We start from the raw sequence: 13260 nt of genomic DNA, 5'->3' as shown, positions 1-13260 counted from the left end.
GTAAGTTGCGGTACCGGAGACCGCGCCCTTCATGCACACATCCCACTCGATAGACCTGCCCGGCCAACCACCGCTCCTCCTGGGGCCCACCGCCAAGATCATGGGCATCCTCAATGTGACGCCCGATTCGTTTTCCGATGGCGGGCAACACAATCGGGTGGAAGCGGCTGTTGACCATGCCCGCATGATGGTGGCTGAGGGTGCAGATATCATCGATGTGGGCGGTGAAAGCACCCGCCCGGGCGCGGCATTGGTTGGCGTCCAGGAGGAACTGGACCGCGTTATGCCGGTGCTCGATGCGCTCCGTGCCGCCCAAATCGGGGTCCCGATTTCTATTGACACCTATAAGCCGCTGGTCGCCGATCAGGCGATCCAGGCGGGTGCCGCGATGATCAATGACGTTCATGGCCTGCAAGGCGATCCAGACATGGCTGCCGTGGCGGCGCTGCACGGGGTGCCGGTGATTGCCATGCACTGGGACAAGTCGCGCGACCCCGGCGACGATTTGTTGGCTGCCATGCAGAGCTATTGGGCGGGAACACTCGCGGTCGCCGAGGCGGCAGGGATCCGGCGTGAGCAGCTGATCGCCGACCCGGGCTTCGGCTTTGGCAAGAGCCTGGCCGAAAACTACGCCATGCTGACGCGGCTAGAGAAGGCGTGTTCCGCCGGGGACGGTGTGCAGTTGCCCATGCTGGTGGGGACATCGCGCAAGTCGATGATTGGCAAGGTGTTGGGCAACGAGCCCGAGGAGCGGCTCGCGGGTACGATCGCGAGCAATGTCTTGGCCTATAGCCATGGTGGCCATATCTTCCGGGTGCACGATGTGCGCGCGCATCGCGACGCGCTGCGCGTGGCGGAAGCGGCGCTATATGGCCCGCCGGCAGAAGGAAACAATTGAGATGAGCCAGCCATTCAGCGGCGACCGCATCATCCTGCGCGATCTCGGTTTTTACGGCTTCCACGGCTTGCTCAGCGAAGAACAAACGCTGGGCCAGCGCTTCTTTGTGGACCTTGAATGCGGGGTGGACCTGTCGGAGCCCGGCTATACCGACCAGATCGGCTCCACGGTCTCCTATGCCGAGATCTATGACGTGGTCAAAGCGGCCTTTGAAGGCAAGCGGGTCGATCTGATCGAGGCGCTGGGGCAGAACATCGTTGATGGCGTGTTCGCAGCCTTTGCCGATGTGCAGTGGATCGTGGTTCGGATCCGCAAGCCCGAAGCGCCGATCGCTATGGTGCGGGGGGAAGCGGCCATCGAGCTGCACCGTCAGCGGCCGGTCGCCTGATGGCACGGGCATGGCTCAGCCTGGGCGCCAATCTGGGCGATGCACCCGCCAATCTGGCGGAAGCCGTGCGGCGGATTGGTGAAGCGGACGGGGTCGCCGTCGTGGCGCAATCGGGCATGATCACGACCAAGCCCTGGGGCAAGACGGACCAGCCGGATTTTCTTAATCTGGCGCTAGAGATCAACACCGCGCTGGAACCCGTACCCTTGCTCGACGCGCTGCAGGCGATCGAAGCGGTGATGGGTCGGGAACGGCTCGAGCATTGGGGGCCGCGGCTGATCGATATCGATGTGGTGGCCTATGAGCGGCTGGAGATGGATACGGCAAGGCTGACCTTGCCGCATCGCTATGCCCATGAACGCGACTTCGTGCTCGATCCGCTGCGGGAGATTGCGCCCGAAGTGGCGCAGTGGCTGACCAGCCGGCGCAGTTAGGGGCGCAGGTGCTCCAAGACGCCGACGGCGGCATCGAATTCGATGCGGCGGCGGGCGCGGCGATAGGCGGCTTCCTCGTCCTCGCCCCACTGGCCGATCTGGAAATCCTCGTCGAGATGGGCGGCCGTCCAGACATGGTCGGGGGTAAAGAGCTTGTGCCAAAGACCCAGCGCCAGCAGCCCCGAGCCGGTGAGCCCGGTGATCGAAACCAGTGCCGTCAGCACCAGCAGGTTCTCGCTTTCGAGCTCTTCGGCGAGCCGGCTCAGCGTTGCTGCAGGTTGCTCCTGGTGCACAATGCCGACCGTGGGCTGGAAACGAACGCCAAAATGGCGGGCCAGTAACACGAGCGCGTTGTCCCAAACGGCTTCCTGTTCGGCCACCAGCTCGCGCGGCGCTTCGGCGCGGTAGAGCATCAGGTCGCCGCCGGCGAATTTGATGATCTCGGCGCGCAATGCGGGCACCAACTCCTCGCCGCTTTCGATGGCTGAATTGATCAGCCGGACGGTGGGCATGGTGGTGGCGTCGATGCGTTCGCCCTGCGCCGCCCATTCCTCGGCCATGGTGGTGGCAATCCCGGCAGCGGGCACGACGATGGGCAATTTGCGCCCGGGCGTGCGCGTGGGGCGACCATCGAGGGTGACGACGAAGCCACCGTCAACCGGAGCGACGCCCACGTCCTTGTAGAAGCGGACGGGCAGCTCGACCTTGTCGAGTTCCTGGGCACGGCCATAGCCGTCATCGAGGTGCTTCTGGATGTCTTCAAGCTGGTCGCGCATGCTCTTGCTCCATCAGCTGTTCAACCGCGGCGTCGAGCTGATCAAACGTGTCGATCAGGATATCGGCTCCGGCCGCGAGCAATTCATCGGCTTCGTGATAACCCCAGCTAACCCCGATCGCCCATGCGCCGGCAGCCTTGCCCATCTCGATGTCAAAGGTAGTGTCGCCCACCATGATCGTATCGGTGGCCAGGGCGCCGCGTCCGTCCATGGCGCGGTGAATCATGCCGGGGTGAGGCTTGGAGGGATTGTGGTCGGGCGTCTGGAAGCTGACGAAATGACCGGCAATGCCATGCAGCGCCAGGATGCGCTCGACGCCAGCCAAACCTTTGCCGGTAGCGATACCGAGTTCGGTATCACTGCGGCCGCGCAGGCGGTTGAGGGCATCGAGGGCGCCGGGGAACAGCGCTTCGCGGCTGCTATCGGCTACGAGCGAGGCGCGATAGTGCGCCTTGTAGGCATCGACCATGGGATCGATGATGGCGGGATCATCATTGCCGGCGAGACGCCCCAGCGCCAGTGGCAGCGACAAGCCGATGACCCGGCGCGCTTCTGCTGGCGTGGGTGGGCGCAGACCGGCATCCTCGAAGGTGCGGGCCATGTGCTCGGCAATCAGGGCCTGCGTGTCGATCAGCGTGCCGTCCATGTCGAACATGATAAGGGTCATGCCGCTTCCTCCGGATCATCGCCCTGAACATCGTAGCGGTCGGGATCAAAGCCGAGCGCTTCAAAGCTCTGGCGCATATGGGGCGGCAGCGGGGCGGAGATATCGAGGCGCTTGCCACCACGCAGGGGCAGAGCGATGCGGCGGGCGTGAAGATGAAGCCCCTCCCCCAGCCCTTCGGCAGGCTGCCAGTTCTCGATATTGAAATAGCGGGGATCGCCGATGATGGGCGTGCCGAGCTGGGCCATATGGACGCGCAACTGGTGGGTGCGGCCGGTGACGGGCTTGAGGGTCACCCAGGCAAAGCGACGGCTCGCAGTATCAGTGGTGGAATAATAGCTGGTGGAATGCTGCGCGCCGGGCGTGCCGTTGCGCACCACGACCATCTGCTCGCCATCGGTGGTCGACTGCTTGGTCAAAAAGCAGGAGATCTCGCCTTGGCGCGGCGTGGGATTGCCCGCGACGATGGCCCAGTAGATCTTGCGAGCCGAGCGGGAGCGGAAGACCGAGCCGAAATGGCTGGCGGCAGCATGGGTCTTGGCGACCACAAGGCACCCCGAGGTGTCGCGGTCCAGACGGTGCACCAGCCGGGGAGCTTCGCCCTTCTTGTTGGGCAGGCTCTTGAGCATGCCATCGATGTGTCGCTTGGTGCCGCTGCCGCCCTGCACGGCAAGGCCGGCAGGCTTGTTGAAGACATAAATGTCGTCGTCCTCATACAGGATGAGGTCGCGCAGGAACTGCGCGTCGGCATTGCTGACCTTGGGCGGCCGGGGCGCTTCGGCATCGTCGATGGGCGGGATGCGCACGGTCTGGCCGGCCGAGAGCCGCGTGCTGGTTTGCACCCGGCCCTTATCGACACGCACCTCACCATTGCGGATCAGCTTTTGCAGCCGTCCGAAACCAAGCTGGGGGAAATTCTGCGCAAACCAGCGATCCAGACGCATACCGTCTTCATCGCCGCTCACTTGGCGCTGCTGCACCGCACTCATGTCAGGCTGCCTCGCGTGACCAAAAGCCCCAGATACAGCCCCGCCACCGAAACAGCAACCGATGCCAGCACATAGAGAGCGGCCTGGAGGAGTGCGCCGCGCTCGATCAGCGTCAAAGTGTCCAGCGAAAAGCTCGAAAACGTCGTGAAACCGCCCAGAACGCCCACTGCGGCAAAGAGCCTCGCTTCCTCAGCCCAACTCGGGCTCCAGCGCACAAGCGAGCCCACCAGCAGCCCCATGGCCACAGAGCCCGCAATGTTGACCAGCAAAATAGCGAAGGGGAAGCCTGAGGGTAGCATACGCCCCAGAATCGTCGAGGCGCCGAAGCGCCCCATCGCACCCAAAGCGCCGCCGCAGGCAATCAACAGATAACCACTCATGCACTTGCTCCTTGCTCCCCATGGCGGTTTAGCCACAGTTCAAACAAATGCAAGAAGGCCGGTGTTGGCACGGGAACAGTTCCAAGTCTCAGCTATTGGGCAACAAAGTGACTGGGGCAGATAATGACCGTTTTTGATCAGGGGCTTGCGCTCGGCGTTCGTTCCATGGGGATGGCCCTGGCCATGCTGGCTCTCGCGGGATGCGTGAGCATCAGCAGCCGGTTGCCGGCCGTACCGGCAGCGCTGACCGAACAGGCCGGCATCCCGGGCTCGGCCATTGACGCCGATATTCGCTATTGGGGCGACGAAACCGCCGAGATGAAGGCCGCGGACCTGCGCGACGCGGGCGATGGCAGCATCGATTACCTGACGCTTTCGGGCGGCGGCATCAATGGCGCCTATGGCGCGGGCTATCTGGTGGGCTGGACGGCGCGCGGGGACCGGCCGCAATTCGAGGTCGTCACCGGCATCAGCGTCGGCGCCATGATCGCGCCCATGGCATTCCTTGGCCCGCGCTATGACAGCCGGCTGCAGGCGATCTTCGCCGATCTGGCGTTGCAGCGCTCACCCGCCCTCGACTTCGTTTCAGCCGTGCTGGGCGCGCCCTCGATCGCCAGCAACCGCCCGCTCATCAATGCCATTGCCCGCCTTGTCGATGCACAGGCCCTTGATGAGATTGCCATTGAGCACAAAAAAGGACGGCGCCTGCTGATCGGGACCACCAATCTGGATGCCGAGCGGCCGGTGGTGTGGGATATCGGCGCCATCGCCGTCAGTGCCATTCCCAACAAGCTGCGGCTGGTGCGCCAGATCATTCTGGCCTCGGCGGCGGTCCCGGGCATTTATCCGCCTGTGCTGATCAATGTTGCTGCAGGCGGCAGAGGCTATGACGAGCTGCATGTGGATGGCGGGGTGACGCAGAACCTGGTTCTGCTGCCCGGCGGTTTTGATGGGCTGCCCGGCGCCGCGTCCCGCAACCGGCACCTCTATGTCATCTACAACGGCACCATCGCTCCCACCCGCGAGCCGGTGCAGATGACTAGCGCCTCGATCCTGGGGCGCTCGATCCCGACCCTGCTGAAGTATCGCGGACGCAGCGACATCGCCGTGCTTTCGTCAATGGTGGCGGAAAGCGGCATCGACTACAGCCTTACGGCTATTCCGCCGGAGTTCCCGAGCACGGATAATCTGTTCGGCAGCCCGCAATGGCTGGTGGCGCTCTATAACTATGGCTTTGAAAGCGGCAAGGCCGGCGTGTGGCAGCAGGAGGACTAGTCGTTCTCCTCGCGCGCCCCCTTTTCAGCACGCAGACGCGCGAAATAGTCCAGCCGCTTGCCGAGATCGCGTTCAAAGCCCCGGCCAACCGGATGATAAAAACTCTGCCGTCCAAGCTTTTCGGGGAAATACTCCTGCCCCGAAAAGCCTTCGGGCGTGTCGTGGTCATAGATATAGCCGTCGCCATAGCCCGAGCCCTTCATCAGCTTGGTCGGCGCGTTCAGAATGGTCATCGGCGGCATGGGCGAGCCGGTTGACTTGGCAAGGCTGGTGGCGGCCTTGAAGGCCGTGTAGACGGCGTTCGATTTGGGCGCGAGAGCCAAATAAACCACGACCTGAGCAAGGGCGAGTTCGCCTTCCGGTGAACCCAGCATCTGGTAAGCGTCACGAGCTGCGACGGCCTGCGGCAGCGCCTGCGGATCGGCCAAGCCGATGTCTTCCACGGCCATGCGGATGAGGCGGCGGGCCAGAAACAGTGGATCTTCGCCGGCGTCGAGCATGCGCGCGAAATAGTAAAGCGCCGCATCCGGATCCGAGCCGCGCACGGTCTTATGCAACGCCGAGATGAGATTGTAGTGCCCGTCCTGAGCCTTGTCGTAGATGGGCGCGCGGCGCTGCACGACGGTCAGGAGGGCAGCGGCATCAAGAATCTCGCCCGGCTTGGCCGAGGCCAGCACTTCTTCCACCAAGCCCAGCAAGGCGCGGCCGTCTCCATCAGCAAGGGTTAAAAGCGTTGCCCGGGCATCGGGCTCCAGCGGCAGTGCAGCGCTACCCAACGCTTCGGCACGCCCGACGAGTTTGTCCAGATCTTCGAGGCTGAGCGATTCGAAGCGCAGGACCTGGCTGCGCGAGAGCAAGGCGGCGTTGAGCTCAAAGCTGGGATTTTCGGTCGTGGCGCCGACCAGCACCACAGTGCCGTCTTCCATCACCGGCAGAAAGCCATCCTGCTGGGCGCGATTGAAGCGGTGGATTTCGTCCACGAACAGCAGGGTCTTCTTGCCGGAAAGGCGAACGAAGCGGGCCCGCTCAAACACCTTCTTGAGATCGGCCACGCCGGAAAACACCGCCGAAATCTGCTCGAACTCATAGCCGATCTGATCGGCGAGCAGGCGCGCGACGGTGGTCTTGCCCGTGCCCGGAGGACCCCACAGGATCAGCGACCCCAGCCGGCCAGAGGCGATCATGCGGCGCAGCGTGCCATCGGGCCCGAGCAAGTGGGTCTGCCCGATCACCTCATCGAGGCTGCGCGGGCGCAACTGATCGGCCAGAGGGCGGGCGCGATCCTCGGCGGACTGGTCGGTCGGGGTGGCGAAAAGATCGGCCATGGGGCTCCTTTAGCCGCTGACAATGCTGCGCAACACCCGCCCGTCGCGCTGGAGGATAATCTGCCAAGTGCGGACGCGCTGCGCGACGGCACTGGTGAAGGCCTGCACAGTATCCATGCTGATATCGTTGAGCGACAGCACGATGTCGTCCACTCGCAAACCCATCTGATCGGCAGGCGAGCCGGGCTCAACCGCCGTAATCAGCACACCCTTGGCGTCGTAAGGCAGGTCCTTGGCTTCGGCAAGGGCCGGATCAAGCTGACGCACGCTGGTGCCGGCAAAGCGGGTGTTGCCACTGATGTCGGCGATCTTGTCCGGTCCGGCAGCGGGCGCAGTCTCGACAGTGAAGGCAATGGCCTGGGTGTTGCCGCCGCGCAGGCGCTCAAGCTGCGTCTGGGTGCCGATTGGCTTGGTGGCGAGGCGGAAGTTAAAGGCGCTGGGATCATCGACAGTGATGCCGTCCACCGACACGATCACATCGCCCGAGGCAAAGCCGGCGCGTTCGGCCGGCCCACCAGGCGCCACTTCGGTGATCAGCGCCCCATGCGGCGCGGGCATGCCAAGGCTCTTGGCGATATCGGGGGTCACTGTCTGCATCTTGGCGCCAAACCAGGGGCGCACGATTTCGCCGCCAGCGACGCCGGCATCGGCCACCAGCCGCGCCATGTTGGCGGGAATGGCAAAGCCGATGCCCACCGAGCCGCCGGTCTGCGAATAAATGGCGGTGTTGATGCCCACGAGCTTGCCGTCGAGATCGACAAGAGCGCCGCCGGAATTGCCCGGATTGATCGCCGCATCGGTCTGGATGAAGAACTCGTAGTCGCTGCTTTCCACGCCAGTGCGGGCCAGGGCGGAAACAATGCCGCTCGTCACCGTCTGCCCGACGCCGAAGGGATTGCCGATGGCGAGCACCAGATCGCCAACGAGGAGCCCGTCCGAATCGGCAAAGGTGATGGCGGGGAAGGTGACGGAAGCGGGGTCGCGCACGCGCAGGACGGCCAGATCAGTCTGGGCATCTTCGACGACGATGTCGACTGCAAACTCACGGCCATCGGAAAGGGCGATACGCACATCGGTGGCGCCCTCGATCACATGGCGGTTGGTGAGCACGACGCCGCTGGCATCCACAATTACGCCCGAGCCCAGCGAGCGACTCTCGCGCGGGCGGCTCTGGAACTGGCGGCCACCAAAAAAGCGCTGGAAGAATGGATCGCTGGCAAAGGGGGAAGTCGCCTGCTGCTCGATGCGGGTCGCATAGACATTGACCACCGAAGGGGCGACCGTCGCCACGACCGGCGCAAAGCTGAGCTTGAGCTGCCCCTCGCTCTGGGGCACCTGCCGGGTGGCGGGGGCCGAGGTCAGATCCTGGCTTTGCGCTACGGAGGCTTGCTGTAGTGGAGCCAAAGCCAATGTCCCGCCCAGAGCCAGAGCCCCAAGCACCAAACCAGCCCCGATCCAAGCCTGCACACGCATCAAGCAAAACTCCAGCAAAGGGTGCGGCCCAGGGGCCGCGGAGGGGCAGCGAAACGCCCAGACTTTGTCGTCAAAATGGCACAGCGGCCAGCAGATAAATCCAATGCAAATAAAGGTTTGAATTGGGGGGCCCGGCACCCTATATGCAGCGCTCACCTCCCCCTCTCCCCTGTGCCGGAAAGGCAAGTCGTCAATGACCACTGAGCCGAAACACGTGTTTCCCAATACCTCCGCGCTGATCGCTGCGGAAGCTCCGGATTTTCCGGCATTTCTGTTCTCGGAGCGGGAGCTGCACAAGGCCACAAAAGTGTTTCGCAAGGGCTTTGACGGGCTGCTGACTTATGCCGTCAAGTGCAACCCTTCGCCCCACATCATTGCGCAGCTGCACCGCGAAGGGCTGAAGGCATTCGACGTTGCTTCCAATCGAGAGATGGAGCTGGTGCGCGACTATGCGCCGGGTGCAGCAATGCACTACAACAATCCGATCAAGAACAAGCGGGAAATTGTGCGGGCGTATGAGGAGTTCGGCGTTCGCTCCTTCACCATCGACCATCCCCAGCAGCTCGATCAGCTTGCCTCCGTGGTATCGCCCTCGCGCGACGTTGAGGTCACGACGCGCTTCAAGGCCGGCAAGGCGCTGAAGTCGTACGATTTCGGCATCAAGTTTGGCGTGATGGAGCAAGGCGCCGCCGAGATCGTCACCATGGTCGAGCAGATGGGCTATACGCCGAGCCTGTGCTTCCATGTCGGCTCGCAGTGCGAAGACGCCTATGCCTATGAGCGTCACATCGCGGCTGCATCGCGCATCGTGAACGAAGCGGGGATCGAGCTGAAACGCCTTAATATCGGTGGCGGCTATCCCGCCCCCTACCCGACCAGCGAAGCGCCGCCGATGGACTATTATTTCGAAACGATCTCGACCGCGGTCGAGGATCATTTCGGCAACAAGAATCGCCCTGAGCTGATCATCGAGCCCGGTCGGGCCCTCGTGACCTCGTCGACCTCGCTGCTGCTGCGGGTGAAGCATCAGCGTGGCGGCCAATCGGTTTATGTCAATGACGGCGCCTATGGCTCGCTGATGGAAGTGAAGTTCATGCACTTTACTCCCCCAGTGCGGGTGTGGCGCGGTGCGCGGGTGCACGACAACAATGCCGAGTTCTCCGAGTTCACCATCTGGGGGCCGACCTGCGACAGCTATGACGTGCTGCCCCAGGTGTTCACCCTGCCCGCCGATATCGATGAAGACGACTGGATCGAGTTCGGCCTGATGGGTGCCTATACCCAGGCCTCGCTGACCCCGTTCAACGGCTTTGACCGCCGTGACCAGTACTGGGTCGAGGAAGTCTACACCGGCAAGGACGTCCAGCCGGAATAAGCGCGAAACAGCTGAACAAGGGCCACCCCAGACCATCGGGGTGGCCTTTTCGTTTTGGGGAGGAGGAAGATGCCGCAATTGCCGCCGCTGGCCGCCATGGGCGAGCGCATCGTGATCATGGGGCCCAGCAATGCCGGCAAGTCAACGCTGTGCGTAGCCCTCGCCCAGAAGCTTGGAGCGACACCGGTGCACCTCGACCAGCTTCGGCACCTGCCGGGCACGGACTGGCAGTTGCGCCCGGATGCACAGTTTCACCAGCTACACGACGAGGCCATCCGTTGTGAGCGTTGGGTGATGGACGGCAACTATTCGCTACTGCTGCCGCAGCGCCTTCAGCGTGCTACCGGCGTCATCATTCTCGATGACCATTTCATCCGGCGCCATCTGCGCTATCTCAGGCGAACCCTGTTGCAGAAGCGCCGTGCCGGCAGCCTCGAAGGCAACAAGGACAGCGTCAAATGGGCGATGATCCGCTGGATCTGGAAGACGCGGCGCAGCACTGATCGCCTGAACCTGCTGGCGGCGGAGGCCGGCCTGCCCGTGGTGTTCTGCCGGAGCCTCGATGAGGTGAAGGCGCTTTATTGTGCCTGGGCGCTCTGAGCCGGCGTGTTGGCATCGGTCGGCTTTACCAAGCCGAGCCGGATCACGCTTTCGGCGGTGGCGAGAATGGCATCCCGCCCGCTGATGAAGGGGCGGCCAAGCAAGCCCTCCCCTTTGGTGCGATCGTAATGTTTCTGGTTGCCGATATCATTGATGATCTGGCGCGTGGGCCCGCCAAACCGCGCCAGCAGCTTAATCAACCAATCGGGCACCTGTTTGCGGGTGATGGCCCGGTCGGGATAGGCGCTGCGCAAGATTTCGGCCACATCGGGAAACGGCACATAGTCCGAGGTCGCCAGATAACGGTGCCCGGCAGAGGATGACTGCTGGAGCGCGGCAACGTGCATCGCGGCCACGTCGCGGACATCCACCACCGAAAAGCCATTGCTGGGCATGGCGGGCGTAGAGCCCTCCAGAAGCCCCGAGACCATGCGCAGGGACACACTGGCATCATCGTCGAGCGCCGGTCCCAGGATGGCGCCAGGGTGGATCGTGGTCAGCGCCAAGCCCTCGGAGCGCGCATAAGCCCAGGCGGCGCGTTCAGCCTTGGTCTTGCCCACGCAATAGGCCCAGGTGAACTTCATCGCGGCGAGATCGGTGAAGTGCTCCTCGGTGTAAACCCGCTGGCCCGTGACATGCCCATGGCCATAGCCGACGGTGGCGATTGAAGACGTCATCACCACGCGTTTGACCCCCGTGACCACGGCAAAGCGCAAGACCCGCTCGGTGCCCTCTACGGCCGGGGCGATAACCTCCTGCGGATCTTTGGGTTCGATACCGAGGATCTGGGCTGCGACATGGACAATCGCATCCACCCCGATCATCGCGTCCCGCCAACCCCGATCGTGCATCAGGTCGAGCTTGACGAGTTGCAGGCGTGACAAGACCCCCTGCCCCAACTCGGCGGCGACAGTCTTGCGGACGGCCTCTGCCTTGCCTTCGGAGCGCACCGTGCCGCGTACGTCAAAACCGGCGTGCAGCAACTCGAGGACGGTCCACTTTCCGACAAACCCACTCGCACCGGTGACCAGGATCCGACCAGACTGCATTGCGGCACCCAAAACAAAAGCGGCCACGGAGTGAACCGCAGCCGCTTCTAAAAGTCTATGGGTCTGAGCGCTTACGCGGCTTCGGACTCGTCTTCGTCGCGATACTGTACCGGGCCGCTGTCCTGGCCCTTGGCATTGACGTCACGATCGACAAACTCGATCACGGCCATGGGCGCATTGTCGCCATAGCGGAAGCCGGCCTTCATGATGCGGATATAGCCGCCCTGACGCTCGGCATAACGCGGGCCGAGCACTGCGAACAGCTTGGCAACCTGGCCTTCGTCACGGATCTGAGCGATAGCCTGACGGCGGGCATGCAGGTCGCCGCGCTTAGCGAGGGTGACGAGCTTCTCGACGATCGGACGCAGGTCCTTGGCCTTGGGAAGCGTGGTGACGATCTGCTCGTGCTTGATCAGCGCGGCGGACATGTTGGCAAACATCGCCTTGCGATGGCTGGCCGTACGGTTGAGTTTGCGGCCTGAATTACCGTGGCGCATGGTGGTCTCCTAAAGTGCTTGGCAGCGCGCGATCAATAATGATCTTCGTAGCGCTTGGCGAGGTCATCGATATTCTCGGGTGGCCAGTTGTTGACGTCCATTCCGAGATGAAGCCCCATCTGTGCCAGGACTTCCTTGATTTCGTTGAGCGACTTGCGGCCGAAGTTCGGGGTCCGCAGCATCTCGGCTTCCGTCTTCTGGATCAGGTCGCCGATGTAAACGATGTTGTCGTTCTTGAGGCAGTTGGCCGAACGCACCGAAAGCTCGAGTTCGTCGACCTTCTTGAGCAGCGCCGGATTGAAGGCCAGCTCGGGCACGGAATCCTGCGCCTTTTCCTTGCTGGGCTCTTCGAAGTTCACGAACACCGAGAGCTGATCCTGCAGAATGCGAGCGGCATAAGCCACGGCATCATCCGGCGAGATCGCACCATTGGTTTCCACCTGCAGCGTCAGCTTGTCCTTGTCGAGCGATTCACCAGCACGGGTGGCATCGACCTTGTAGGACACGCGACGAACCGGCGAGAACAGCGAGTCGACCGGGATGTAGCCGATCGGCGCGTCTTCAGGACGGTTCTTGTCGGCAGGCACATAGCCCTTACCGGTGTTCACAGTGAACTCGATATTGATCTCGGCGCCATCATCAAGATGGCAGATCACGAAATCGGGGTTCAGCACTTCGATATCGCCGGTGACCTTGATGTCGCCCGCGGTTACAGCGCCCGGCCCCTGCCGCGTGAGCTGCAGACGCTTTGGGCCTTCGCCGCCCATCTTCAACGCGATCTCTTTCACGTTGAGGACAAGGTCGGTCATGTCCTCGCGCACGCCCGGCAGCGAGGAGAATTCGTGCAGAATGCCATCAATCTGGATTGCCGTCACCGCCGCGCCCTGGAGCGACGACAGCAGCACGCGACGCAGGGCGTTACCAAGGGTAAGCCCGTAACCGCGCTCAAGCGGCTCGGCAACAACCGAGGCCACGCGCGCGTTATCGCTGCCCGAAACAATCTCCAGCTTGGTCGGCTTAATCAGTTCTTGCCAGTTCCTCTGGATCGTCACGGTTCTTGTCCTTTCAAAATCGCGGCCCTCGCCCGGCCGCACCGCCGCAAACGCAATAAGACTCCCGGCCGCCCCGGCCGGGAGC

General features: G+C 63.1%; 15 protein-coding genes. 6 read left to right on the top strand and 9 right to left on the bottom strand.

What is annotated here, in order from left to right; genetic code table 11:
• The first annotated feature begins 31 nt into the window (after positions 1-31).
• The 3 genes from folP to folK are packed head-to-tail and all read left to right on the top strand — an operon-like array spanning position 32 to position 1720.
• Positions 32-898, top strand: coding sequence for a dihydropteroate synthase (gene folP, locus HRQ64_RS09995; protein WP_172123162.1), 867 nt, complete (start codon positions 32-34; stop codon positions 896-898).
• Between the two features lies 1 nt (position 899).
• Positions 900-1286, top strand: a complete 387-nt coding sequence (gene folB, locus HRQ64_RS09990; protein ID WP_172123161.1) for a dihydroneopterin aldolase — start codon at positions 900-902, stop codon at positions 1284-1286.
• Positions 1286-1720, top strand: a complete 435-nt coding sequence (gene folK / locus HRQ64_RS09985) for a 2-amino-4-hydroxy-6-hydroxymethyldihydropteridine diphosphokinase (protein WP_172123160.1) — start codon at positions 1286-1288, stop codon at positions 1718-1720. Before folB ends, folK begins: the two co-directional genes overlap by 1 nt.
• On the opposite strand, the gene HRQ64_RS09980 is transcribed toward folK, so the two are convergent.
• The 4 genes from HRQ64_RS09980 to crcB are packed head-to-tail and all read right to left on the bottom strand — an operon-like array spanning position 1717 to position 4529.
• Positions 1717-2496, bottom strand: a complete 780-nt coding sequence (locus HRQ64_RS09980; RefSeq protein WP_172123159.1) for an ATP12 family protein — start codon at positions 2494-2496, stop codon at positions 1717-1719. The genes folK and HRQ64_RS09980 overlap by 4 nt on opposite strands.
• Entirely contained in the window at positions 2480-3163 is a 684-nt protein-coding gene (locus HRQ64_RS09975; protein WP_172123158.1) for an HAD-IA family hydrolase, read from the bottom strand. The genes HRQ64_RS09980 and HRQ64_RS09975 overlap by 17 nt, the downstream gene beginning before the upstream one ends.
• Positions 3160-4149 (bottom strand): RluA family pseudouridine synthase, encoded by a 990-nt coding sequence (locus HRQ64_RS09970; RefSeq protein ID WP_172123157.1) that lies wholly within the window; start codon positions 4147-4149, stop codon positions 3160-3162. Before HRQ64_RS09970 ends, HRQ64_RS09975 begins: the two co-directional genes overlap by 4 nt.
• Positions 4146-4529, bottom strand: a complete 384-nt coding sequence (crcB, locus tag HRQ64_RS09965; protein WP_127752929.1) for a fluoride efflux transporter CrcB — start codon at positions 4527-4529, stop codon at positions 4146-4148. Before crcB ends, HRQ64_RS09970 begins: the two co-directional genes overlap by 4 nt.
• Positions 4530-4652: 123 nt before the next feature.
• On the opposite strand from crcB, the gene HRQ64_RS09960 reads away from it, so the two are divergent.
• Positions 4653-5804, top strand: a complete 1152-nt coding sequence (locus HRQ64_RS09960; protein WP_127752928.1) for a patatin-like phospholipase family protein — start codon at positions 4653-4655, stop codon at positions 5802-5804.
• Here HRQ64_RS09960 and HRQ64_RS09955 read toward each other — a convergent pair.
• Positions 5801-7129, bottom strand: a complete 1329-nt coding sequence (locus tag HRQ64_RS09955) for a replication-associated recombination protein A (RefSeq protein WP_127752927.1) — start codon at positions 7127-7129, stop codon at positions 5801-5803. The genes HRQ64_RS09960 and HRQ64_RS09955 overlap by 4 nt on opposite strands.
• A gap of 9 nt (positions 7130-7138) precedes the next feature.
• The gene (locus tag HRQ64_RS09950) at positions 7139-8602 is read right to left on the bottom strand and encodes a DegQ family serine endoprotease (protein ID WP_172123156.1); all 1464 of its coding nucleotides are present in this window, start codon (positions 8600-8602) and stop codon (positions 7139-7141) included.
• A 193-nt stretch (positions 8603-8795) separates the two neighbouring features.
• Here HRQ64_RS09950 and HRQ64_RS09945 point away from each other — a divergent pair, with 193 nt between their 5' ends.
• Both HRQ64_RS09945 and HRQ64_RS09940 read left to right on the top strand, forming a co-directional pair.
• A complete protein-coding gene (locus HRQ64_RS09945) occupies positions 8796-9977 on the top strand; it encodes a type III PLP-dependent enzyme (RefSeq protein ID WP_164854793.1) in 1182 nt (393 codons plus the stop codon).
• Between the two features lie 69 nt (positions 9978-10046).
• A complete protein-coding gene (locus tag HRQ64_RS09940; RefSeq protein ID WP_248306953.1) occupies positions 10047-10577 on the top strand; it encodes an AAA family ATPase in 531 nt (176 codons plus the stop codon).
• Here HRQ64_RS09940 and HRQ64_RS09935 read toward each other — a convergent pair.
• The 3 genes from HRQ64_RS09935 to HRQ64_RS09925 all read right to left on the bottom strand — a co-directional run bounded on the left by HRQ64_RS09935 (position 10556) and on the right by HRQ64_RS09925 (position 13175).
• Positions 10556-11626 (bottom strand): NAD-dependent epimerase/dehydratase family protein, encoded by a 1071-nt coding sequence (locus HRQ64_RS09935; RefSeq protein WP_172123155.1) that lies wholly within the window; start codon positions 11624-11626, stop codon positions 10556-10558. The two genes, HRQ64_RS09940 and HRQ64_RS09935, sit on opposite strands and share 22 nt — an antisense overlap.
• Before the next feature lie 71 nt (positions 11627-11697).
• Positions 11698-12123, bottom strand: a complete 426-nt coding sequence (rplQ, locus tag HRQ64_RS09930) for a 50S ribosomal protein L17 (protein ID WP_127752924.1) — start codon at positions 12121-12123, stop codon at positions 11698-11700.
• A gap of 32 nt (positions 12124-12155) precedes the next feature.
• Positions 12156-13175, bottom strand: a complete 1020-nt coding sequence (locus tag HRQ64_RS09925; RefSeq protein ID WP_172123154.1) for a DNA-directed RNA polymerase subunit alpha — start codon at positions 13173-13175, stop codon at positions 12156-12158.
• Between the last annotated feature and the right edge of the window lie 85 nt (positions 13176-13260).

Origin of the sequence: Devosia sp. 919 (genome assembly GCF_013185965.1) — a bacterium.
Lineage (GTDB): Bacteria > Pseudomonadota > Alphaproteobacteria > Rhizobiales > Devosiaceae > Devosia.
Note: the sequence above shows the minus strand (reverse complement) of the source record. Positions and strands in the feature narration are given on the sequence as shown.

Bases quoted from the DNA above. Each gene is read 5' to 3' on its own strand.
- folP (WP_172123162.1), top strand. From the start codon at position 32: ATGCACACATCCCACTCGATAGACCTGCCCGGCCAACCACCGCTCCTC.
- folB (WP_172123161.1), top strand. From the start codon at position 900: ATGAGCCAGCCATTCAGCGGCGACCGCATCATCCTGCGCGATCTCGGT.
- folK (WP_172123160.1), top strand. From the start codon at position 1,286: ATGGCACGGGCATGGCTCAGCCTGGGCGCCAATCTGGGCGATGCACCC.
- HRQ64_RS09980 (WP_172123159.1), bottom strand. From the start codon at position 2,496: ATGCGCGACCAGCTTGAAGACATCCAGAAGCACCTCGATGACGGCTAT.
- HRQ64_RS09975 (WP_172123158.1), bottom strand. From the start codon at position 3,163: ATGACCCTTATCATGTTCGACATGGACGGCACGCTGATCGACACGCAG.
- HRQ64_RS09970 (WP_172123157.1), bottom strand. From the start codon at position 4,149: ATGAGTGCGGTGCAGCAGCGCCAAGTGAGCGGCGATGAAGACGGTATG.
- crcB (WP_127752929.1), bottom strand. From the start codon at position 4,529: ATGAGTGGTTATCTGTTGATTGCCTGCGGCGGCGCTTTGGGTGCGATG.
- HRQ64_RS09960 (WP_127752928.1), top strand. From the start codon at position 4,653: ATGACCGTTTTTGATCAGGGGCTTGCGCTCGGCGTTCGTTCCATGGGG.
- HRQ64_RS09955 (WP_127752927.1), bottom strand. From the start codon at position 7,129: ATGGCCGATCTTTTCGCCACCCCGACCGACCAGTCCGCCGAGGATCGC.
- HRQ64_RS09950 (WP_172123156.1), bottom strand. From the start codon at position 8,602: ATGCGTGTGCAGGCTTGGATCGGGGCTGGTTTGGTGCTTGGGGCTCTG.
- HRQ64_RS09945 (WP_164854793.1), top strand. From the start codon at position 8,796: ATGACCACTGAGCCGAAACACGTGTTTCCCAATACCTCCGCGCTGATC.
- HRQ64_RS09940 (WP_248306953.1), top strand. From the start codon at position 10,047: ATGCCGCAATTGCCGCCGCTGGCCGCCATGGGCGAGCGCATCGTGATC.
- HRQ64_RS09935 (WP_172123155.1), bottom strand. From the start codon at position 11,626: ATGCAGTCTGGTCGGATCCTGGTCACCGGTGCGAGTGGGTTTGTCGGA.
- rplQ (WP_127752924.1), bottom strand. From the start codon at position 12,123: ATGCGCCACGGTAATTCAGGCCGCAAACTCAACCGTACGGCCAGCCAT.